20 protein-coding genes are annotated in these 20,929 nt (G+C 71.8%); 6 read left to right on the top strand and 14 right to left on the bottom strand.

The genetic code is table 11. The features are described 5' to 3' along the window. Positions 1-87: 87 nt before the first annotated feature. The 10 genes from GKS42_RS03615 to GKS42_RS03570 all read right to left on the bottom strand — a co-directional run bounded on the left by GKS42_RS03615 (position 88) and on the right by GKS42_RS03570 (position 11,047). A complete protein-coding gene (locus GKS42_RS03615) occupies positions 88-1,272 on the bottom strand; it encodes a Gfo/Idh/MocA family protein (protein ID WP_154792606.1) in 1,185 nt (394 codons plus the stop codon). Positions 1,273-1,344: 72 nt separating this feature from the next. Beyond that, positions 1,345-1,989 (bottom strand): VOC family protein, encoded by a 645-nt coding sequence (locus tag GKS42_RS03610; protein WP_154792605.1) that lies wholly within the window; start codon positions 1,987-1,989, stop codon positions 1,345-1,347. Then, positions 1,986-2,642 carry an alkylhydroperoxidase domain protein gene (locus tag GKS42_RS03605; RefSeq protein ID WP_154792604.1) on the bottom strand — a complete coding sequence of 219 codons (657 nt, stop codon included), beginning with the start codon at positions 2,640-2,642 and terminating at the stop codon, positions 1,986-1,988. Before GKS42_RS03605 ends, GKS42_RS03610 begins: the two co-directional genes overlap by 4 nt. Before the next feature lie 3 nt (positions 2,643-2,645). Next, entirely contained in the window at positions 2,646-3,233 is a 588-nt protein-coding gene (locus GKS42_RS03600) for a CMD domain protein (protein ID WP_154792603.1), read from the bottom strand. 39 nt (positions 3,234-3,272) lie between these two features. Further along, entirely contained in the window at positions 3,273-4,298 is a 1,026-nt protein-coding gene (locus tag GKS42_RS03595) for a putative FMN-dependent luciferase-like monooxygenase (protein ID WP_154792602.1), read from the bottom strand. Between the two features lie 23 nt (positions 4,299-4,321). Next, on the bottom strand, positions 4,322-6,046 hold the full coding sequence (locus GKS42_RS03590) for a dipeptide ABC transporter ATP-binding protein (protein WP_154792601.1): 1,725 nt from the start codon (positions 6,044-6,046) through the stop codon (positions 4,322-4,324). Then, entirely contained in the window at positions 6,043-6,963 is a 921-nt protein-coding gene (locus GKS42_RS03585) for an ABC transporter permease (protein WP_154792600.1), read from the bottom strand. The genes GKS42_RS03590 and GKS42_RS03585 overlap by 4 nt, the downstream gene beginning before the upstream one ends. Further along, positions 6,960-8,036, bottom strand: a complete 1,077-nt coding sequence (locus tag GKS42_RS03580) for an ABC transporter permease (protein WP_435529661.1) — start codon at positions 8,034-8,036, stop codon at positions 6,960-6,962. Before GKS42_RS03580 ends, GKS42_RS03585 begins: the two co-directional genes overlap by 4 nt. Beyond that, the gene (locus tag GKS42_RS03575) at positions 8,026-9,684 is read right to left on the bottom strand and encodes a TIGR04028 family ABC transporter substrate-binding protein (RefSeq protein ID WP_154792599.1); all 1,659 of its coding nucleotides are present in this window, start codon (positions 9,682-9,684) and stop codon (positions 8,026-8,028) included. Before GKS42_RS03575 ends, GKS42_RS03580 begins: the two co-directional genes overlap by 11 nt. Positions 9,685-9,856: 172 nt before the next feature. Further along, positions 9,857-11,047 (bottom strand): RimK family alpha-L-glutamate ligase, encoded by a 1,191-nt coding sequence (locus GKS42_RS03570; RefSeq protein ID WP_154792598.1) that lies wholly within the window; start codon positions 11,045-11,047, stop codon positions 9,857-9,859. Between the two features lie 25 nt (positions 11,048-11,072). Between GKS42_RS03570 and GKS42_RS03565 the strand changes: the two genes are divergently transcribed. The 4 genes from GKS42_RS03565 to GKS42_RS03550 all read left to right on the top strand — a co-directional run bounded on the left by GKS42_RS03565 (position 11,073) and on the right by GKS42_RS03550 (position 15,947). Beyond that, a complete protein-coding gene (locus tag GKS42_RS03565) occupies positions 11,073-11,552 on the top strand; it encodes an ATP-dependent zinc protease family protein (protein ID WP_435529660.1) in 480 nt (159 codons plus the stop codon). Between the two features lie 153 nt (positions 11,553-11,705). Continuing rightward, on the top strand, positions 11,706-12,464 hold the full coding sequence (locus GKS42_RS03560) for an HAD family hydrolase (RefSeq protein WP_154792596.1): 759 nt from the start codon (positions 11,706-11,708) through the stop codon (positions 12,462-12,464). Further along, positions 12,461-14,896: a glycoside hydrolase family 65 protein gene (locus tag GKS42_RS03555; RefSeq protein ID WP_154792595.1), complete on the top strand. Its 2,436-nt coding sequence runs from the start codon at positions 12,461-12,463 to the stop codon at positions 14,894-14,896. Before GKS42_RS03560 ends, GKS42_RS03555 begins: the two co-directional genes overlap by 4 nt. 4 nt (positions 14,897-14,900) lie before the next feature. Further along, complete coding sequence (locus tag GKS42_RS03550) at positions 14,901-15,947, top strand: NAD(P)-dependent alcohol dehydrogenase (protein WP_154792594.1); 1,047 nt, start codon at positions 14,901-14,903, stop codon at positions 15,945-15,947. Between the two features lie 22 nt (positions 15,948-15,969). Here the strand turns inward: GKS42_RS03550 and GKS42_RS03545 are convergent, their stop codons facing one another. From GKS42_RS03545 to GKS42_RS03535, 3 genes are all read right to left on the bottom strand, one after another. Then, positions 15,970-16,383 (bottom strand): hypothetical protein, encoded by a 414-nt coding sequence (locus GKS42_RS03545; protein WP_154792593.1) that lies wholly within the window; start codon positions 16,381-16,383, stop codon positions 15,970-15,972. Continuing rightward, on the bottom strand, positions 16,377-17,327 hold the full coding sequence (locus GKS42_RS03540) for a hypothetical protein (RefSeq protein WP_154792592.1): 951 nt from the start codon (positions 17,325-17,327) through the stop codon (positions 16,377-16,379). The genes GKS42_RS03545 and GKS42_RS03540 overlap by 7 nt, the downstream gene beginning before the upstream one ends. Before the next feature lie 159 nt (positions 17,328-17,486). Further along, complete coding sequence (locus GKS42_RS03535; protein ID WP_232847908.1) at positions 17,487-18,092, bottom strand: ArsR/SmtB family transcription factor; 606 nt, start codon at positions 18,090-18,092, stop codon at positions 17,487-17,489. Positions 18,093-18,196: 104 nt separating this feature from the next. Here GKS42_RS03535 and GKS42_RS03530 point away from each other — a divergent pair, with 104 nt between their 5' ends. Both GKS42_RS03530 and GKS42_RS03525 read left to right on the top strand, forming a co-directional pair. Continuing rightward, positions 18,197-18,772 carry a dienelactone hydrolase family protein gene (locus tag GKS42_RS03530; protein ID WP_154792591.1) on the top strand — a complete coding sequence of 192 codons (576 nt, stop codon included), beginning with the start codon at positions 18,197-18,199 and terminating at the stop codon, positions 18,770-18,772. 5 nt (positions 18,773-18,777) lie between these two features. Further along, a complete protein-coding gene (locus tag GKS42_RS03525; protein ID WP_154792590.1) occupies positions 18,778-19,425 on the top strand; it encodes a VOC family protein in 648 nt (215 codons plus the stop codon). A 5-nt stretch (positions 19,426-19,430) separates the two neighbouring features. Here the strand turns inward: GKS42_RS03525 and GKS42_RS03520 are convergent, their stop codons facing one another. After that, a complete protein-coding gene (locus tag GKS42_RS03520; protein ID WP_154792589.1) occupies positions 19,431-20,918 on the bottom strand; it encodes a suppressor of fused domain protein in 1,488 nt (495 codons plus the stop codon). Positions 20,919-20,929 lie beyond the last annotated feature (11 nt).

The raw sequence follows: 20,929 nt of genomic DNA, 5'->3' as shown, positions 1-20,929 counted from the left end.
CGAGGGAAGCCCAACGCCATCTGTGCCATGCATGCCCTTTGGTGGGGTTAGGCCTCCAAGGGTATGTGATTCGAGGGGTCCGCCCGGTCAGTGAGCCGGCCCGGAGCCGGGCTGCCCGGCGTCGAAGTAGGCGACGAGGTCCTTCGCCAACGGCGGCACCGGCAGCGCGGAGCCGTCGCCGCGCAGGGACGCCGTGGCCACGATTCCGGCGGCGACCGCCTCACGCGCCGCGACCGGGGACGTCTCGGTTCGACCGCCGTCGCGCACGAACCGCAGGAACTCGCTGATGAGCATCGAGTCCGCGCCGCCGTGTCCGCCGATGCCGGCGGGGACCTCGAAGCTCTCGTCCGGCTCGGCGGTACCGTCGTGCCGGCGGTTCCACAGGTGCACCCGTGCGCCCGCGGCGTCCCCGGTGTTCTCGATCCGTCCCCGCGTCCCGATCACGGTGTAGTTGCGCCAGTAGTCCGGCGTGAAGTGACACTGCTGGTACGAGGCCAGCACCCCGCCGTCGAGCACCATGTTCATCATCGAGAGGTCCTCGACATCGATGATCGGGTGCAGGCCGCGCTGGGCGCTCGGCGGCCAGTTGTCGAGGCTGAACCACTCGGACATGCGCTCGTCGGACCGGTCCGCGCGGTCGGTGACGTCGCCGTAGACGCTCAACGCCCCGACGGCGGCGACCCGCCGCGAGTACCCGCCGGCCAGCCAGTGGATGACGTCGATGTCGTGCGCGCCCTTCTGCAGCAGCAGGCTCGTGCTGCGGCTGGAGTCGGCGTGCCAGTCCTTGAAGTAGTAGTCGCCGCCGTGGCCCACGAAGTGCCGGCACCAGATGGCCTTGACCTCGCCGATCCGGCCGTCGTCGATCAGCCCCTTCATCACCGTGATCACGGGCATGTGCCGCATGTTGTGGCCCACGTACAGGCGGGCGCCGGTGCGGCGGGCGGTGGCCAGGATCCGGTCGGTGTCCTCGATGCGGACCGCGAGCGGCTTCTCGCAGAACACGGCCACACCGGCCTCGAGGGCGGCGAGGGCGGGCTCGGCGTGCCGGTCGTCCGGGGTCAGCACCATGACGGCGTCCAGGTCCTGGCCGAGCAACTCGGTCAGGTCACCGGTGACCAGCGCGTCCGGGAACGCCGTCCGGGCGTCCGACCGGGCCCGTTCGCTCGGGTCGCACACGACGACCACCCGAGCACCCGCGTCCGGGCGGTGCGCCTCCCGTGCGAGGGGGCCGCGAGCCCCGAATCCGACCACACCGATCCGCAGGTCCCTCACAACCACTCCCGTTCGCTCCGTGCCCGGCGCCGCGCCGGGTCCGCCCCGAGCATAGGCGGGCCGCAGCGACGGTCAGCTCAGTTCCACGTCCCCGTGGGCGCCACGTATGACGGCGGTCAGGGCGGGTCGCTCCCCGGCGTCGACGGCGAGGTCCACGCCGAGCAGGTCGAGCACGTCCCGCGCCCGGGCAGGATCGGGGTGCCGGCCGCGCACCGCCACCAGCTCCACCGTGGGCAGGTCCCCGAGTCCGGGGTTGGGGGTGGTGCCCCAGTCGATGAGGAACGGCAGCACCGGGTCGGGCCGGCCCTCGAGCACCCGGGTCAACCGCCAGGAGAGCACCTCGCCGTCGGGCTTCGTGCGCGACAGCGGCCGGATGGCTCCGGTGTCGTGCCCGCCGCGGGCCGCTCGCGCCACCGTCTCCTCGATGTCCTCGGGGTGGACGGCGAACGTGGCCAGACCCGGCGCGTCACGTTCGTCGATGCCGAACGTGGTGACGGGCCCGGTGGTGCTGCGGTCCGGGTCGGGGCCGATCAGTTCCAGGTAGTGCGGCCCCCGCCTCCCTGCGACCGTGAACGCGACCAGCGCGTTCGCCGTGCCGGTGGGGTGCGTCCCACCGGGCACGGGAGCCACGCCGGTGGCCTCGGTGAACCACGACGTCAGCTCGGACAGGGACGGGCCGGCCAGGACCAGGTGGTCGAGGATCGCCGGAACGCTCACGCGCTCGCCCGCCGTCGGGGCAGCTTGGGCTCTCCGAGGGAGAGCATCAGCCGGTTCGCCCAGTTGAAGAACGCGGAACCGTTGATGACGTCGACGATCTCCTCGTCCGCGAGGCCGGCGGCGCGCAGTGCCCGCACGTGCGAGCCGTCGAACGTCGGCGGCGTCGCGGTGAGCGCGGCGGCGGCCGCCACGACGGCGTTCCAGCGGGGGTCGAGCTCCGCGGTCACACCCTCGGCGAGGAGGCGATCGACGTCCTCGGCCCGGTCGGACTCCTTGACCGCGAGCCGAGCGTGCACGGACGCGCAGAACACGCAGCCGTTCACCCGTGAGGTCGCTGCCGCGGCGAGTTCGCGCTCCGCCCTCGGCAGCCCGCCGTCGGTGTTGTAGAAGATGTCCAGGTCCGTGCGGGTGCGGGCGCCGAGCACCTCGGGGTCGCGGGCGAGCAGCGCGAAGTAGTCGTTCTTCGCGCGGGCGGGTTCCACGAGCCCCTCGTAGTGCCGCTCGGTGAGCTCGTCCTCACGCAGCGGGGTGAGCCACGGCAGCCAGCCCAGCCCTTCGCGGGTGAAGGCCTCCGGGTGTGCCACGTCGTGGTGGAGGGTGACGCGCTCCGCGGCTCGCTCGATAGCGTCGGCGGTCTCGGTCGTCTCGGTCATGGCTCAGGCCTCCGTGGTGGCCAGCACGCGCAGGCCATGGACTTCGCGGATCTGGTAGGACAGGAACGCGACCAGCTGGGACAGGGTGACCACGCCGGTGGTGGACCAGCCGGCGTCCAGCAGGGCCTGCAGCGCCCCGGGGCTGGCCTCCCTCGGTCGGAAGACGAGCAGGTGGGCGTGTTCGAGCGCCGCGCTCAGGCGGCTGCCGAGCTCCACGGCGCCCTCCTCGGAGACGGTGAACCGGGGTCCGTCGCTCGACTCCGCGGCAAGGCCGGTCTCGGCGTAGACGCCGTAGGGCCCGGTCGCCGATCCCGCGTCGGCCTGCGCCACGACCAGGGCGAGCAGGTTGGCATCGACGGCGCCCAGGGCGACCGCGTAGTGGTCCGCGAGCTCCTCCTGCCGGTGCAGACGGCTCACGAACGCCGCGACCGCCAGGCGCTCGACGCGGGTGACGTCGGCCGCGTCCACCGGCGTGAACAACGCGTCGTAGGTGCGCTGGCTGTTCTCCTTCGCCGCGGGGCGGGAATCCCGGATCCGGTCCAGGCGATCCCCCGGTGCCACGTCCAGCACCGTGTTGATGACGTCAGGCATCGTTCTCCTTCGTGGTCGAGCTGATGGTGTGGTGCGCCCTCACCGGGCGGCGGCAGCGTGGTCGCGTCCGTGGCCGGGGGCTGGTGCCCAGCCGAGCGCCGGTGCCACCTCCCGGGCGGTCAGTTCGATGGACCGCAGGATGTAGGCGTGCGGCGGGTCGATGGAGTGCACCTGGAACGACAGGTGCGTGGCCCGGGCGAGCGCGGAGTCCGCGCCGAGCGTGGCGATGACGGCGGCCGGGTCGCCGACGTGGGCGTCGGTGGCGGCGATCAGTTCGTCGACCGTGAGCGTGGCCGGGTCCTTGCCGGTGATCGTCCGGACGAAGCCGGCGCCGCGCAGGCCGGCCTCCGCGAACGCCAGGGCCTGGTCGTGGTCGTCGGCCACGAACAGCGAGCGGGCCACACTGATCCGCGGCGCCACGCCGCTGGGCAGGTGCTCGAGGTAGGCGTCGATCAGGTCGTTCTGCACGTCCGCCAGGGAGCGTCCGTCCTCACGCGGCTGGGTGCGCGAGAGCATCAGGCCGTGCCCGCGCCTGCCTGCCTCGATCGCCCAGGGTGCCGAGAACGTGGCGATCCAGACCCGCTGGGACAGGGCCTGCGCGCCGGGGTAGAGGACGGCCCCCTCGCCCACCTCCTCGCCGGCGAGGGCGGCCTCGACCGTCGCGAGGTTCGCGGCGAAGATCTCCCGGCGCTCGGCGAAGTCCAGGCCGAAGGTGGCGAACGCCGTGGGCGACCCCCCGGAGGCGAACCCCAGCTCGAGCCGCCCGCCGCTGAGCGCGTCGAGCACGACGGCGTCCTCGGCCACCCGGACCGGGGACTCCAGGGCGAGGGTGATCACGCCGGTGGTCAGTCGCACCCGGCTGGTCAGAGCAGCCGCCTTGGCCAGCAGCACCAACGGTGAGGGCAGGCCACCCTCGTCACCGTCGAAGTGGTGCTGAGCCACCGCGACCGCGTCGAAGCCCTCCGCCTCGGCAGTGGTGATCTGTTCGAGGGCGAGCTCGTAGCGCTCGGCCGCCGGAACCTGGTCGAGGACCCGGGTGAAGAACCCGAGCTGCTTGCGTGTCATGTCCAACCTCGTGTCTCGGGTACTCATGCGGATGGCTCCCCCGCTGGCGCCGCCGGGGCGAGCCGCCCCGGGATGGCCGCCAGAAGGGCGCGGGTGTAGGGCTCGGCCGGCTCGGTGAACACCGACTCGGTGAGCCCGCTCTCGACCACACGGCCCTGGTGCAGGACCGTCACGGTGTGCGAGATGTGCCGCACCACCGCCAGGTCGTGGGAGATGAACAGGTAGGTCAGGCCGAGGTCGTCCTGCAGTCGTTCGAGCAGCCGCAGGATCTGCGCCTGCACGCTCACGTCCAGCGCGGAGACCGCCTCGTCCAGGACCAGCACCTGCGGCTCGAGCACCAGGGCACGGGCGATCGCGACCCGTTGCCGCTGCCCGCCGGAGAGCTCCGCCGGCCGCCGCGCGGCCACCGAGGCCGGCAGCGACACCTGATCGAGCAGGGCGGTGACCTTCGCGGCCCGGGCGGCCCGGTCACCGAGACCGAAGTTGGTCAAGGGCTCGGCGATGATGCCCGCCACGTCCTGGCGCGGGTCGAGCGAGCTGAACGGGTTCTGATAGACCATCTGCAGCACCCGCCGGAACTGGCGCAGGCGCTCCCCCCGGAGCCCGGTGATCTCCTGGCCGGCGACGGTGATCGACCCCGACGTCGGCGTGTGGAACCCGAGCACGGCCCGTGCGATCGTGGTCTTGCCGGAGCCGGATTCGCCGACGATGGCGTGGGTGGTGCCCGGCTGCACCGTGAACGAGACCCCGTCGACCGCACGCAACGGCACCCGACCGCGGCCGAGGGAGAACTCCTGCACGAGGTCGCTGACCGCGAGGGCGGGCTCGGCTGCCGCGCCGTCGGCCAGGATCCGTTCGACCTGCGCCAGGGTGCGCCGGCCCGACGTGGCCAGCGCCGGGGCATCGTCGAGGAGCTGCCTGGTGTAGGCCGACGCCGGCGCGGTGAGCACCTGATCCTTGGTGCCCTGTTCCTGGACGCGGCCGTCCTTGAGGACCACCACGGACGTGGCCCGGTCCGCGGCCACCGCCAAGTCGTGGGTGACGAGCAGGATCGCCGTGCCGAGTTCGACGCGCAACTCGTCCAGCAGGTCCAGGATGTTGCGCTGCACGGTCACGTCCAGGGCGGAGGTGGCCTCGTCGGCGATGATCAGTTCCGGGTCGAGGGCGATCGCGGACGCGATCAGCACCCGCTGCTTCATGCCCCCGGACAGCTCGTGCGGGTACTGGCGCGCACGCAGTTCCGGGTCGGGGATGCCGACCTTCTCGAGCAGCTCGACGACCCGGGCCCGGATCGCCCGCTTGTCACCCCACCGGTGGATCCGGAGCACCTCGCCGAGGCTGTCCCCGATGCGCTTGACCGGGTTCAGGGAGTTGTTCGGGTCCTGCGGCACCAGCCCGACTCGGGTGCCCCGGACGGCCTGCAGCTGCTTCGGGGACCAGGCGGTGATGTCGGTCCCGTTGAGCAGGATCTGCCCCGCGGTGACCGACCCGTTCTCCGCCAGCAGCCCGATCACGGCTTGCGCGGTGGTGGTCTTGCCGGAGCCGGACTCACCCACCACGGCGACGACCTCGCCGGGGTGGACCCGCAGCGACACGTCGTGCACCACGGTGGTCCACTCGTGGCCGCTGGAGTAGGCCACCGAGAGGTCACGGACCTCCAGGACCGGCGCTGCGCCGTCGGGCCGGTCCGACCCGACGGCGGCACTCGCCCCGGTTCGCGCACGCACCGGCCCGCTCGCGCCGCTCATGCCCGGCCCCGCCGGGCGATGTCGGCGGAGATCCGGTTGGCGGAGAGCACCACGGCCACGACCACGAGGCCGGGCAGGGTGGTCAGCCACCACGCGGTCGCCACGTAGTTGCGACCCTCGGCGATCATCAGCCCCCACTCGGGAGTGGGCGGCGGTGCGCCGTAGCCGAGGAAGCCGAGGGTGGAGATGGCCAGGATCGCGGTCCCGAACTGCAGGGCGGCGAGGGCGATCACGGCGGTCAGGGAGTTCGGCAGCACATGCCTTCGGACCACGTTGAAGAAGGTGCCACCGGAGGCGAACGCGGCCTCCACGTAGTCGGTACGCCGGACCCGGACCACCTCGGAGCGGGACAGCCGGGCGAACGCGGCGACCGAGGCGATCCCGACCGCGACTGCCGCCTGCACGGTGCCGAACCCGAGCAGGATGATCACGCTCAGCGACAGCAGCAGGGTCGGCACGGCGAGGAGCACGTCGACCACGCGCATCAGGACGTCGTCGACGAATCCGCCGACCGAGCCGGCGATCACGCCGATCCCGGTGCCGAGCACCAGGCCGACCGTCACGGCGACCAGGGCCCCGGTCAGGGAGTGCACGGCGCCGTAGACCACCCGGGTGAACATGTCCCGACCGGTGGCGTCCGTGCCGAACAGGTGCTCGGCGCTGGGGCCCTGCAGCGCGGCCGCGGCGTCGCCGGCGATCGGGCCGTAGGAGGTGAACAGGCCCGGCAGCGCGGCCCAGGCCACCACGATCGCGATGACCAGCCACGGGATCACCTCGGTGACCCGGATCCGGCCGCGACGACGCCGGCGGGACCGCCCGTCCGCCGGTGCCGATCCCGGCGGGGCTGGCGTGCCCGGCTCGGGCTCGGCCACCTGCGGCAACAGCGGGGTCGCCTCGAGGAGTCGGGACTCGGTCATCGGGATCCTCCGATCCGGCGCGCCAGCCGCGGGTCCAGCTTCGGGTAGATCAGGTCCACGGTGAGATTGATCAGGACGAACACGGTCGCGGCGAGCAGCACCACGGCCTGCAGCACCGGGGTGTCCTGGTTGGCCACGGCCTGCTCGGTGATCCGGCCGATGCCCGAGCGCCCGAACACGGTCTCGGTGACCACGGCCCCGCCGATCAGTTCGCCGAACAGGATGCCGGCCATGGTCAGGGTGGGCAGGGTCGCGTTCTTGAGCACGTTCCGCCACAGGACCCACGATGGCGAGGCCCCCTTCGCCTGCACCACGCGGACGAACGGCTGGGTGTACACCTCGTCGATGCTGCGGGTGAGGATCTGCGCGATCGGAGCCGCGATCGGCACCGCGAGGGTCAGCACCGGCAGGATCAGGCCCTCGACGGGACCGGGGTTGATCACGGCGACCCAGCCGAGCCGGAACGAGAAGAACTGGATCAGCACGATGCCGAGCCAGAACACCGGCACCGAGACGAACAGCGACGGCACCGAGCGCAGTGCCGTGCGGATCCACGCGAAGCGGGCCGAGGCACTCAGGAACGCGATGGCGAACGCGAGCAGCACCGCCAGGACGAACCCGGCCGCCGCCAGCACCAGGGTCTGCGGGAAGGCCTCCGCGATCAGCTGCCGCACCGGCGTACCGGACTGCACCGAGTACCCGAAGTCGCCACGGATGAAACCGGCGAAGGTGTGCAGGTACTGGATGAGCACCGGGTCGTCGACTCCGTAGGAGGCCCGGATGTCGGCGATCTGTTCCGGGGAGAGCCCGAGCTCAGGGTTCTCGAACCGGATCATGATCGCGTCGCCGGGCATCGCCTGGAGCAGCACGAAGGCCGCGGTGAACGCGATCCACAGGACGATCAGGGCCTGCCCGAGCCGGCGCGGCACGTAGCCGGTCAGCAGCGCGAGCACGCGGCCGCCGCGACCGGCCGGCGTGGCACGCCCGACGGCGCCACCGCCCCGGGTGCGCGGCGCACCCGGGGTGGGTGCGCCGTCGGGCACCCCGGCCTCGAGGGACGCCTCAGCGGTCAAGCCACACCTCGTAGAAGCTCGGGCGACCGACCGACTCGAAGGAGAGGCCCTCCACGTCGGTCTGCGAGCCGAACACCTGCGGCTCCTCGAACAGCGGGATCACGTACGCGTTCTCGGCCAGGTAGGTCTGCACCGCCTGCGAGTTCGCGATCCGGGTGTCGCCGTCGGCCTCGGAGGCGACGGCGGCCAGGAGGGCCTCCAGTTCCGGGTCGGCGATCGCGTCCGTGGCCGGGTCCCGGTTCAGCAGGGTGTTGCGGTTCGTGGAGTAGTACTGGCTCTTGATGACGTCCAGGTCGGCGCGGCCCACCATCGAGTGGTAGATCTGCACCTGGTCCGCGTCCTGGATGGCCTCGGTGTAGGTGCCGGCGTCGGCCCGCAGGATCTGCAGGTCCACACCGATCTCGGCGAGCTGCTGGCTGATCAGCGTGAGCGCCTCGAACGAGCGGGGCTGCGGGGCAGCCTCGTTCACCACGAGGGTCAGGCTCTGGCCGTCCCGCTCCCGGATCCCGTCGGCGCCGAGGGTCCAGCCTGCCTCGTCGAGCAGGTCGGCGGCTCGCTCGGGGTCGAACGCGTAGTACTCCTCGAGGTCGGTGTAGCCGAGCGCGGTGCTGCTCAGCGAGGAGGTGGCCAGGGGGTAGTTCTCGGTGTAGATGGTGTCCACCACCTGCTGGCGGTCGATGCCGGCGATGAGCGCCTGCCGCACCCGGATGTCGGACAGGATCGGGTTCGTGAACCGCAGGCTCAGGGAGTTGTTCACGCCACGGGTCTGCGGGGCGTAGATGTCCAGCCCGGCGCCGGCCACCTGGGCCTCGTCCTGGGCTTCGACGTAGCGGATCACGTCCGCCTGGCCCGAGGTCAGGGCGCCGACCCGGACGCTGTCCTCCGGGGTGACGGTGACCTGCACCTCGTCGACGTAGGGCCGGCCCTGGTTCTGAAGCGACTCCGGCGCCCAGGCGTAGTCCTCGCGGGCCGTCAGGGTGACACTGGTGCCGATCTCCTCGGCCGTGATCACGAACGGGCCGGAACCGATGACGTTCTCACCATTGCCGGGGCCGTAGTCCTCGAACGCGCCCTCCAGGGTGCCCGCGGACACCAGGCCGGAGTTGATCGTGGAGGCGGCCTGCAGGAAGCCCGGGGCCGGCGCCGAGAAGTTGAAGACCACGGTGTCGGCATCGACCACCTCGCTCGAGGCGTAGTTGTTCACGGCCTCGGAGACGGTCAGGGCACGGTCCGGGTCACCGAGGCCGTAGAGGTCGAAGTTCGCGGCGACCACCGTCGCGTCCAACGGCGAGCCGTCGGAGAACGTGACGTCGCCGCGAAGGTTGAACGTGTATTGCGTGGCGTCGGCGTTCACCTCCCAGTCGGTGGCGATCCACGGCTCGAACTCCAGGGTCTGCGGGTCCTGGTAGACCAGCCGGTCCGTGATGTTGTTGACCAGGCCACCGTTCGGGTAGAAGCCGGCCGCCGGCGGGTAGAGCGTGTTGTGCGGCTGGTGCTCGAGGTAGACCAACGTGCCGCCGGTGACCGGGTCACCGCTGGGCTCACCGTTCCCACCGGACCCGCCGTCGGATCCACACGCCGTGAGGACCAGGGCGAGTGTGGCGCCGAGCGCCGCTGCGCCCTGCCATCCGCGGTGGGCTCTGATCATCGTGGGTTCCTCTCGTGGCCTGCCTGGGCAGGGGTCGGCGCATCCGAGTCAACGACGTGCCGACAACGGTCTGGGGGTCACCCCAGAGTCGGTCCAGGCGCGCCGATCCTCAACGTGGACTCCAGGAGTCTCAGATGGTGGACCGGACGGGTCGGCCGCCGGCCACGCGGGCTCAGCCCTCGACGAGCGGCCCGGGCGGCAGCCTGCGGACCTTGCGCCGTCGGCTCCGCCGGGCGGGGATCATCGAACGCATCTCCTCCAACCGGCCGAAGCACAGCAGCCGGTCCTCGGCCTCGAGCTGGGTGCTGCGCCGCGGGTTCGGAATCACCGAGGTGCCGCGGTGCAGCGTCAGCACGGTGATGTCGCGCTCCTCGAGACCCGATTCGCCGAGGGTGCGTCCGACCAGGTCGGCGCCGGTGTGCACGAGCAGCTCCGCGACGCCGTACCCGGTGGAGACGGTCAGCCGCTGCCGCACGTCGATCTCCGGGAACGCGACCTGGTCGGCGATGTGGTCGATGATCGCGCCGGCCACGTCCAGGTTCGTGGCGGTCTCGATGCCCTCGAGGCCCGGGGAGGAGTTGACCTCCATCACGAGCGGCCCGTCGGAGCCCTCGAGCATGTCCACGCCCGCGACCCGAAGCCCCATGATCTGGGCCGAGCGGACCGCGAGCTCCTCGAACTCCTTGTCCAGCGTGACGGGTTCGACCGAACCGCCACGATGCACGTTCGAACGGAACTCGTCACCGTGCGCGATCCGGCGCATCGCGGCGACCACGCGGTCGCCGACCACGAGGGCGCGCACGTCCCGCCCCTTGCTCTCCACCACGAAGCTCTGGATGAGCACGTTCTGCTTGGTGCTGTGCAGGGTCTCGATGATCGCCTCGGCGACCTTGACCCCGGGCGCGAGGATCACGCCGATGCCCTGGGTGCCCTCGAGCAACTTGATCACCACGGGCGCCCCACCGACCCGCTCGATCGCGGGCCGCACGTCCGCGCGGTTGCGCACGAACGCCGTCGCCGGCATGCCGATCTGGTGCCGCGCGAGGATCTGGCTCGCCCGGAGCTTGTCCCGCGCGTTCGAGATCCCGTTCGCCGTGTTCGGCGTGTACACGTCCATCTGCTCGAACTGCCGGACGACGGCGGTGCCGAAGTAGGTGATCGAGTTGCCGATCCTTGGCAGGATCGCGTCGTAGTCCGAGATCGGCTTGCCCCGGAACTGCAGGTCCGGCTCGGGCCCGGACAGGTCGATGGCGAACCGCAGCGTGTCCAGGACCTTGACCTGGTGCCCACGGTCGGCCGCAGCCGTCCGCAGCCGTTGGGTGGAGTACGCACGGGGCGCGCGCGAGAGGATCGCCAGTTTCATGCTGTTCGCCTGCGAGGATGAGGAGGTGACCGGGCCGACCCATCTAAGCACCCCGACGGGGTGGCGCGAGTGGGTCGCGATGCCCGGGATCGGGGTGCCGTGGGTCAAGGCGAAGATCGACACGGGTGCCCGTTCGAGCGCCCTTCACGCCTTCGGCGTGACCGAGTTCGAGCACGACGGCGGACCCTGGGTCTCGTTCATCGTGCACCCTCTGCAGAACTCGGCCCGGGACGAGGTGGAGGTCACCCTCCCGGTGCACGACCGCCGCGTCGTGCGCAGTTCCTCGGGCCACACCCAGCGCCGGATCGTGGTGCTCCTTGACCTGGTGGTCGCCGCCCGCCCGATCACCGCCGAGGTGACCCTGAGCAACCGGGACCGGATGGGCTTCCGAATGCTGATCGGGCGTGAGGCGCTGCGCCAGGGCTTCCTGGTCGACCCCGGCCGCTCGTATCTCGGCCCGCGCCCCCCGAAGGCGATCCGGCGGCGCCACCGCGCGACCGGGTAGCGGCCCTCTCGCGGCCCCCTTGTCCGTGTGATGCGTCACTGACCCGGGTGGCGGGTCAGTGACGCAACGCGCAGGAACATGCCGATTTCGCCATCTCGCGACCTGCCGGGCGCGTTTGGCCATATCTGCGCGGCGAGGGCTAGCGTCGTTGTCATGCCCCACGCATCGTCGACCGGCCTCGGCAGGCTCGGTCTCCCGCCCACCATCCTCGCCGTCCTGTTCGATCTCGACGGCGTCCTGACCCAGACCTCGGTGCTGCACCGCACCGCGTGGAAGCAGACCTTCGATCCGATCCTGGCCGCGCACGGTCAGAGCGAGTTCACCGAGGCGGAGTACGCCGCCCACGTGGACGGGCGCCGCCGGTACGACGGCGTGCGCGCCTTCCTCGCCTCCCGCGGGATCCACCCCCCGGAGGGCACGCCCGCGGACGGGCCGGAGGCCGAGACGGTCTGCGGGATCGGCAACCGCAAGAACTCCGAGGTCGGTCGCCGGTTGGCGGCCGACGGCGTCGCGACCTACCCGGGGTCGGTCGCCTACCTGCACGCCGTGCGGGCCGCGGGGCTGCGCACCGCGGTGGTGACCGCGTCCGCGAACGGCGCCGACGTGCTCGCCGCGGCCGGCCTGAGCGACCTGCTCGAGGCCCGTGTCGACGGCGTGATCGCGGCCCGGGACAACCTCCCGGGCAAGCCCGCGCCGGACACGTTCCTGGCCGGCGCCCGCGCCCTCGGGGTGGCGCCGGCGCAGGCCGCGGTGATCGAGGACGCGATCGCCGGCGTGCAGGCGGGCCGGGCCGGCAGCTTCGGCTACGTCGTCGGGGTCGATCGCCTCGACCAGGCCGCCGAGCTGGCCGCGAACGGGGCCGACGTCGTCGTCTCCGACCTGGCCGAACTCCTCGAGGGGGCGGCGTCATGACCGACTTCACCGGCGTGAACCCCGCGGACCGGGGCAGCAAGGACGCGGACGCGACCGAGTACGAGCGGGACAGCGCCTACCGGGTGGACCCGTGGACGCTGAGCCGCACCGGCCTGGACCTGCACACGCTCGCCGCGAGCGAGTCGCTGTACTCCCTCGCGAACGGCCACATCGGGCTGCGCGGCTCCCTCGAGGAGGGTGAGCCGCGCGCGGTGCCGGGCACCTACGTGAACGGGTTCTTCGAGGAGCGCCCGCTCCCGCACGCCGAGTCCGGCTACGGCTTCCCGGAGTCCGGGGAGACCGCCGTCAACGTCACCGACGGCAAGATCATCCGGTTGTTCGTGGGTGACTCCCCGTTCGACATGCGCTACGGCGCGATCGAGCACCACGAGCGGGCCCTCGACCTGCGGGCCGGCACGCTGGACCGGCACACGGAGTGGACCTCCCCCAGTGGCACCCCGGTGCGGGTCACCTCCCGCCGGCTGGTGTCCTTCGCGCAGCGCTCGCTCGCGGCGATCTGTTACGACGTGGAGCCCCTGGACGGCGACGCCTACGTCGCGCTGCAGTCGGACCTGCTCGCGAACGAGTCCGGCTCCACGCCCTCCAGCGACCCGCGCGACGCCGCCCACCTGGACCGGCCGCTGCGCGCGGAGTTCGCCGCCGCCCGGGACAGCCGGGCCGTGCTGGTGCACCGGACCCGCCGCAGCAAACTCCGGGTCGCCGCCGGCATGACGCACCTGCTCGAGGTCCCGGACGAGGTCGAGACCACGATCGAGGCCGCCGGGGACCTGGCCCGTTACACGGTGACAGCGAAGGTCCCGCGCGGTTCCCGGCTGCGGCTGATCAAGCTGGTCGCCTACGGCTGGTCGCACCGGCGCTCCGCGCCGGCACTGCGTGACCAGGTGGAGGCGGCCCTGTCCGTCGCGCGGCTGACCGGCTGGGACGGGCTGGTCGAACAGCAGCGCAACTTCCTGGACGAGTTCTGGAGCCGGGCCGATGTCGAGATCGACGGCGACCCGGCCCTGCAGCAGGCGGTGCGTGTCTCGATGTTCCACATCCTGCAGTCCGCGGCCCGCGCCGAGGGGCAGGCGATCAGTGCGAAGGGGCTGTCCGGCGTCGGCTACGACGGGCACACGTTCTGGGACGCCGAGGTCTTCGCGCTGCCCATGCTCACGTACACGATGCCCGCCGCCGCACGCGACCACCTGGTCTGGCGCCACGCCACCCTCGGCGAGGCGCGCGCCCGGGCCAAGGAGCTCGGGCTGCGCGGGGCGGCCTTCCCGTGGCGGACGATCTCCGGCAAGGAGAACTCCGGGTACTGGCCGGCCGGGACCGCAGCCTTCCACGTGAACTCCGCGGTGGCGGCCGCCACCGCCCGGTACCTCGCGGTGACAGGTGACGAGGACTTCGAGATCGGCGCCGGGGTGGAACTCCTCACCGAGACCGCCCGGCTGTGGGCCTCGATCGGGCACTTCAACGACACCGAGTTCCACATCGACGGGGTCACCGGCCCCGACGAGTACACGGCGATCGTCGACGACAACCTCTACACGAACGTGATGGCGGCACAGAACCTCACCGACGCGGCAGATGCCTGCGAGCGCCGCCCGGAGGTCGCCGCCACGCTCGGCGTGAACGCCGACGAGATCGCCCTCTGGCGGCGGGCCGCGGCCGGCGTGTCGATGCCCTACAACGACAACCTCGGCGTGCACGAGCAGTCGCTCGGCTTCACCCGGCACGCCGAGTGGGACTTCGCCGCCACGAAGAAGAAGTTCTACCCGCTGCTGCTGCACTACCCGTACTTCCAGCTGTACCGGCGCCAGGTGATCAAGCAGGCGGACCTGACGCTCGCGATGCACCTGCGCGGGGACCTGTTCACGCCCGAGCAGAAGGAACGCAACTTCGCCTACTACGAGGCCCGCACCGTCCGGGACTCGTCCCTTTCCGCGGCCACGCAGGCGGTCCTGGCCGCCGAGACCGGGCACCTCGAACTCGCCTACGACTACTGGGCCGAGGTCGCGTTCGTGGACCTCGGCGACCTGCACGGCAACGTCGACGACGGCCTGCACATCGCCGCCATGGGCGGCTCCTGGATGGTCGCCGTCGCCGGCTTCGGCGGGATGCGCGACCACGGCGGCCGGGTGACGTTCGCGCCCCGGCTGCCGCGGGCGCTGCAGCGGATCGCGTTCCAACTCACCTACGGCGGCAACGTGCTCCGGGTGAGCATCCGCCGCGATGCCGACACGGGCGCCGAGGAGGCCACCTACGAGGTCGAGGCCGGCCCGGGTCTGCGGACCTGGCACCACGGGGAACCGGTCGACGTGCACCCCGACCATCCCGTGACCCTGCCCGTACCCGCGGCACCGGATGTCGAACCGGTCCAGCAACCCGCCCGGCGGGCCCCGAAGCGACGACACTCGAACGGACGCTGACCCGATGGCCGACGCGCTGCCCGCAGTGCCGAACGAGTTGCCCACCACGATGCGGGCGGCCTTCCTCGACGGCCCACGCACGATCGTGGTCCGCGAGACCCCCGTGCCCACCCCGGGCGACTTCGACGTGCTCGTGGCGCTCACCGCCGTCGGGTTGTGCGGCTCGGACGTGCACTTCCACGACCACGGCCGGGTCGGCGACCTCGTCGTCACCAAGCCGCTGATCCTCGGCCACGAGGCCACCGGAGTGATCGCCGCCGTCGGCGCCGCCGTGTCCCCGGCGCGGATCGGCGAGCGGGTCGCCGTGGAGCCGCAGCGCCCGTGCCGGCGCTGCCACTACTGCCGCACCGGCAGGTACAACCTCTGCCCGGACATGGAGTTCGGATCCGCTCCCCCGGTCGACGGCGCGTTCGCGCAGTACCTGGTCGCCCCGGCGGACTTCGCACATCCGGTCCCCGACGAGGTCTCCGACGCCGCCGCGGCGCTCGTCGAGCCGCTCTCGGTGGGGATCGCGGCGGTCCGCAAGGCCGGTGTGGTGCCGGGTTCCAGCGTGCTGATCGCCGGGGCCGGGCCGATCGGGATCCTCGCCGCGGTGGCGGCGCGCGCCTTCGGCGCGACCGAGGTGATCGTCTCCGACCCGCTGCCGACCCGCCGCGACATCGCCCTGGCGCACGGGGCGACGGCGGTCCTGGACCCGGTCTCCGATGCGCCGCTCGACGGTGTGGTCACCTCGTTCGTCGACGCCTCCGGCAACGCCCGCGCGATCGACGCGGGCCTGCGCGCGCTGGCCCCGGACGGGCGGGCCGTGCTGGTGGGCATGGGCGTGGAGCGGATCGACGTGGACCTGTTCCTGCTGCAGAGCCGGGAGCTGAAGATCGAGGGCCTGTTCCGCTACGTCGACACCTGGCCGACGGCGATCAAGCTCGCCGCGTCCGGGGCGATCGACCTGGACGCGCTCGTCTCCGGCACGTTCGGCCTCGACGACCTGGCGCAGGCCATCGCCCGGAACGGGGACGCCGACGTGATGAAGTTCCTGATCGACCCGCGCTGACCGGACGCGACCCGGGCGCGGCTCAGTCCCCGATCACCAGCTCACTCTCCTCGGTGAGGGTGACCTCGCCCACCGGCCGGTCCGGACTCCCGCGATAGTCGAGCGTGCGGTACGTGACGCGCAACGTGTAAGCACCGGCCGCGACCTCGCCGACTTCTGCCTCGAAGATCGCACCGTGGCTGTACCCGGGCTCGAGCGACAGGTAGCTCTCGTCGTCCTCGGGCCGCAACTTCGGCTTGAACTTCGGCTCCGTGGTCTCGAAGCGGGTCTCGCCCGCGCCGTCGAGGACCGCCAGGCGCACGAACGCACCAAGGGGTCGCAGGAGCCGGGGTACCCAGACCGGCCCGGCGGCGCCGTCGGGATTGAGCAGCGCGACATGCAGGCGCAGCGGCCTCGCGGTGAGGACGTGGACCAGGAGTTCGCGGTCCGCTACCACTTCTTCTCCTTCTTCAACTTCTTGACGCGGGCAGCCAGGGCGTCGACGGCGGGCGCTTGCGCGCGATAGGGCGGATCACCCGCGCTGTCTCCCATGGCGTTCCACTTGGTGCGGGCGGCCCGCAACTCCGCGTCGAACAGTGCCTTGGCCTTGGGCTCGAGCTCCTTCTCGGCATCCGTCTGCGTCGGCGCCGTGGCCTTGTCCACCTTCAGCTTGCCGATCTTCGACTCGGCCTTCTTCGCGGCCGGGCGTGCCAGGCGCAGCCACTCGCGCTCCCAGTGGAACTGCTCGTGCAGGTCCTCGGCGAGGTAGGCGGACCAGTGGTCCGGGATGCCCCGACGGTTGTCCTTGAAGTCCTTGAGGATGGCCGCCACGTTGGCGCTCGTCACGTTCGTGAGCGCCCCGGAGTCGTCCTCCGGGGTCGGAGCGGGGTACCGGTCGGGGGTGAAGTAGACGATCTGGATCTTGCCGCTCGCCTCCACGGTGTCCAGGGCGTACGTCCAGCACTTGCGTTTGGTGTTCTCGACCGCGTGTCCCGTGAATGTGGGATTGTCGGCGTGGGTGGTGCTCGAGGCGGTGTTCGAGCGGGTCGGCGCCGGCTTGGTGAGGGTCGTCGAGAAGGCGGCCGCGCGTTGCACCGCCAGGGCGAGGGCGGGGTTCATCCGAGTCATCGGCGCCCGCTGGATCACGGCGTCGACCGGTGCCCGCTGGGCCTCGGCGTCCTTGGCCCGTTCCTTGTCCTCGTCGCCCTCCACCTTCGGCCGCTCATGCGGCCCGGCGACCAGACGCTGCACGGCGGCGTTGCCGGCCTCGCGCTGCAGGGCGCGGAACGCGAGCTCGTGGGCTGCGCCCCGACCGGTGACCTCGTCGGCCGGTGAGTGGGCCTCCGGGTGGGTACGAGCACGCCAGAAGGGCCCCGTGCGAGAGCCCGCCGTGACTGCCATGTCCACCTCCGGACGCCGGTGCGCACGCTGCAGCTATGCGCAGATCAACGCTACGCCCACCCGGCCCCGCGACCATAGGAGCGCACGTGCAGCGCGACCCGCCCTTTCGGGCAGTCCGCCGGGCGATCGCCCGGCCGGGCGTGGACTGCCGGGGCAGGGTCAGGCGGGGTCGCCGATCCCGTCGTCGACCGGTCGGTGGGGCAGCGTCGGGTGCTCGGTGGGGTACAGGCCCACCGCGAACCCGTAGACGGTGTCCCCCTCGCGGGGCAGCCGGGCGAACTCCCCGATCACCTCGTCCACCCGCTTCCAGAACTCGTTCGCCCGTTGCCGCGGGATCCGGGCGTGCATGTGCTGCGCCCACATGGTGTCCGCGTGATAGGCGGGCATCGACTCCGCGGCTGCGTCGGCGAGGTAGTTCGTCCACGGCAGCGGCGTGACGTCCTCCAGCGGGACCGCGCCGACGTAGAAGGTGCGGGCCACCCGCCCGTAGAACCGCTCCTCGATGGCACGGACCTTCCGGGTCCGGACCACCTTGAAGACGTCGTTCTCGACGAGCACCTTCACGTGATGGGCGATCGTGCTCTTCGGTCGTCCGACGGCGGCGGCGAGTTCGGTGACGGTCGCGGCCCGCTCGAGGACCAGGTCCATCAGCTGCCCCCGCAGGGGGTCGAAGATCGCCCGCAACTTCGCGGGATCGGTGACGCCGACCGTCTCGAGGAGGTCGTAGTCGGGTGAGCGCGGCGAGCCTGACACGTCAGCGTCCACCGATCCTCCGTTCGCTATTGATCCAAACTGTTGGATCATTCTAGACTCATGGATCATTCGGCGTCACCCAGACCCGCCGAGTGATCTCCACGGAAGGAAACGTCATGGCTGAGGTTCTGCTGTTCCACCATGCCCAGGGCCAGACCCCGGGTTTCCACGCGTTCGCCGACGACCTGCGGACCGTCGGGCACACCGTGCACACCCCGGACCTGTTCGCCGGGCGCACCTTCGACTCCATTCCGGACGGCATGGCCCACGTCCGCGAACTCGGGTTCGAGGAGGTGCTGGCCCGCGGTGTGAAGGCCGCCGAGGACCTGCCCGCCGAACTGGTCTATGCCGGCTTCTCCCTCGGGGTGGTGCCCGCGCAGCAGCTCGCCCAGACCCGCCCGGGAGCACGCGGCGCCCTGCTGATGTACTCGTGCGTGCCGTACACCGAGTTCGGGCAGGCGTGGCCGGTGGGGGTTCCGGTGCAGATCCACGGCGCGCAGGAGGACCCGTACTTCATGGACGAGGGTGACGTGGACGCCGCACGCGAACTGGTCGCGGCGACCGATGACGCCGAACTGTTCCTCTACCCGGGTGACCAGCACTACTTCGCGGACTCGAGCCTGCCGTCCTACCGACCCGAGCCCGCGGCGCTGCTGACCGAACGGGTGCACGCGTTCCTCGCGGACAGGTGACGATCATGTCCGACGCGATCACGCCGTCGGCCTTCGACGCCAGCGAGGGCGTGGCCGACTGGCGGGTGCTGTTCGGCGGGGCCACCGCCAGCTTCGAGACCGGTTCGTTCGCGACCGGGGTGGCCCTGATCGCCAGGATCGGTGACCTGGCCGACGCGGCGGACCACCATCCCGACGTCGACCTGCGCTACGGCACCGTCACGGTCCGGCTCATCTCCCACGACGTCGGCACCATCAGCCGCCGGGACGCGGAGCTGGCGCGGCGGATCTCACTCGCCGCGGCCGAGCTCGGCGTCGAGGCCCGCCCGGAATCGGTCCAGACCGTGCAGTTCACCATCGACGCCCACGTGCACGCGGACGTGATGCCGTTCTGGCGGGCCGTCCTCGGCTACTCCCCCCGCGGCGAGGAGGACCTTGACGATCCACTCGGCCGGGGCCCGTCGATCTGGTTCCAGCAGATGGACCCGCCCCGGACCGGCCGCAACCGGATCCACGTGGACGTCTGCGTGCCGCCGGACCAGGGCGAGGCGCGGGTGGCCGCCGCCCTTGCGGCCGGCGGCCGGCTCGTCTCCGCGCACGCTCCGAGGTGGTGGACCCTTGCCGACGCCGAGGGCAACGAGGTCGACGTGGCGACCATGGCCGGCCGCGAGTGAGTCCGTCAGCCGCGGCCGAAGAACCCTCGACGCTTCGCGGACCTGACCAGCTCCAGCACCGGTTCCTGCGTGAGCGGGTGGGCGGCCTCGACCAGCTCGTAGCGGGAGCCGACGTACTTCAGCTGTTGGCCGGCCCGGGGCGCCCGGTCACCCGCGTCGCCGGTGCTGGCGAGGGCGCCCTGCAGACGCGTGGTCAGCCGCTTATGGGTCCGGTTCGGGTCACGGAAGAGCACCTCACGACCGCCGAGGGCGGCGAACCCGCGGGTGATGACGGCCCGGCCCTCGGGGACCTCGCTGGGGTGGACGCGGTAGGTCACCACGGCCCCGCCGCCGGCGTCCTTGCGGAACTGCTCGGCCGTGGTGACATGTTGCTGGTGGGGCAGCCAGACCGCGATGACGTCGTTGCGCTCGGTCAGCATGGTGGCCATCGCCATCACGGCCATCAACGGGTCACCGTCGCCGTCACGCTCGGGCGTCAGGGTCACCACACCGGCGTGCTCGGCGACCGCGGGCAGGACGGACTCCCGCAGCGGGCCGGCGCCGCCGTCCTCGCTCAGTGCGGTGGCCGTGAGGCGCCCACGGAACAGGCGCAGGCGCACCGACTCCGCATCACCGACCGGGACCACGCCCTCCTGGCGTCGCTCCTTCGCGAACTGGGCCGCCCGGTTGGGCACGGCCTGATCGAGCACCTCGCCCAGATGGTCCGGCCGGGAGCTCAGCAGCAGATGCACCGACCATGGCGGCGGTCCTGCCACGACGCCGGGCCGATCCCGTTCGGCGACCGCCAGCACCCGGGCGTCCATCAACCGATCCAGCAGGGCATCCCCGCCGCCGGGCACGGCGATCTTGTATGCCATCTCCTCCGGCCTGAGCGGGAACACGGCCAGGTAGTCGATCTCGCCGGCGGGGGTCGGGGCACGCATGATCTGCGCGAGATACCCGACGGGTGGGCCGACGATGGCGCCGGTGTAGGGGCCACCCGGGGCGAACAGGTCCCCGTGGTCGTCGGCGATGGTGTGACCCCAGGCGACGTAGGAGTCGTAGGTACTCGGGATCCTGGCGACATCCTTCAGCAACTTGATGGGCCAGAAGTTCGCGGGATCGGCCAGGAGGCCGGCGTCGAGGGGGTCGATGCCGGGCCACCCCGGGTGGAGCCCGATCATGAGTTCCATGCGGTCGCCCCCGGGGGTCGCCGGCGTGTTCATCGGCACGTCCGACATGCCCGCGGTGACCAGGGTGACGTACGGCACCTCCTCGCTCGGCCGGAACACCAGAACATCGAGGTGGATACCCGCGGAGACCTTCTCGGTGAGCACCGTGTGGTCGTCGCCGAGGAACTCCGTCAGGTGCGCCAGGGCGGCGGTGCGACGAACTTCGTCGCGGGGCGCGGGCGCCGAGGGCGTGATGCCCGCCGGGGCGTGCTCGAAGACCGGGTCGCCACCTCGGGTGGTGGGCGCCGGGCGCGGCTGGTCGCGTGTCGGGTCGGTCGTCATCGTGCTCCTGG

This window comes from Occultella kanbiaonis (genome assembly GCF_009708215.1).
GTDB classification, from domain to species: Bacteria; Actinomycetota; Actinomycetes; order Actinomycetales; family Beutenbergiaceae; genus Occultella; species Occultella kanbiaonis.
The sequence above is the reverse complement of the archived record's forward strand: the minus strand, read 5'-3'. Positions and strand labels throughout refer to the sequence as shown.

Bases quoted from the DNA above. Each gene is read 5' to 3' on its own strand.
- GKS42_RS03575 (WP_154792599.1), bottom strand. From the start codon at position 9,684: ATGATCAGAGCCCACCGCGGATGGCAGGGCGCAGCGGCGCTCGGCGCC.
- GKS42_RS03555 (WP_154792595.1), top strand. From the start codon at position 12,461: ATGACCGACTTCACCGGCGTGAACCCCGCGGACCGGGGCAGCAAGGAC.
- GKS42_RS03540 (WP_154792592.1), bottom strand. From the start codon at position 17,327: ATGGCAGTCACGGCGGGCTCTCGCACGGGGCCCTTCTGGCGTGCTCGT.
- GKS42_RS03590 (WP_154792601.1), bottom strand. From the start codon at position 6,046: ATGAGCGGCGCGAGCGGGCCGGTGCGTGCGCGAACCGGGGCGAGTGCC.
- GKS42_RS03550 (WP_154792594.1), top strand. From the start codon at position 14,901: ATGGCCGACGCGCTGCCCGCAGTGCCGAACGAGTTGCCCACCACGATG.
- GKS42_RS03585 (WP_154792600.1), bottom strand. From the start codon at position 6,963: ATGACCGAGTCCCGACTCCTCGAGGCGACCCCGCTGTTGCCGCAGGTG.
- GKS42_RS03605 (WP_154792604.1), bottom strand. From the start codon at position 2,642: ATGACCGAGACGACCGAGACCGCCGACGCTATCGAGCGAGCCGCGGAG.
- GKS42_RS03530 (WP_154792591.1), top strand. From the start codon at position 18,197: ATGGCTGAGGTTCTGCTGTTCCACCATGCCCAGGGCCAGACCCCGGGT.
- GKS42_RS03595 (WP_154792602.1), bottom strand. From the start codon at position 4,298: ATGACACGCAAGCAGCTCGGGTTCTTCACCCGGGTCCTCGACCAGGTT.
- GKS42_RS03600 (WP_154792603.1), bottom strand. From the start codon at position 3,233: ATGCCTGACGTCATCAACACGGTGCTGGACGTGGCACCGGGGGATCGC.
- GKS42_RS03560 (WP_154792596.1), top strand. From the start codon at position 11,706: ATGCCCCACGCATCGTCGACCGGCCTCGGCAGGCTCGGTCTCCCGCCC.
- GKS42_RS03525 (WP_154792590.1), top strand. From the start codon at position 18,778: ATGTCCGACGCGATCACGCCGTCGGCCTTCGACGCCAGCGAGGGCGTG.
- GKS42_RS03520 (WP_154792589.1), bottom strand. From the start codon at position 20,918: ATGACGACCGACCCGACACGCGACCAGCCGCGCCCGGCGCCCACCACC.
- GKS42_RS03570 (WP_154792598.1), bottom strand. From the start codon at position 11,047: ATGAAACTGGCGATCCTCTCGCGCGCGCCCCGTGCGTACTCCACCCAA.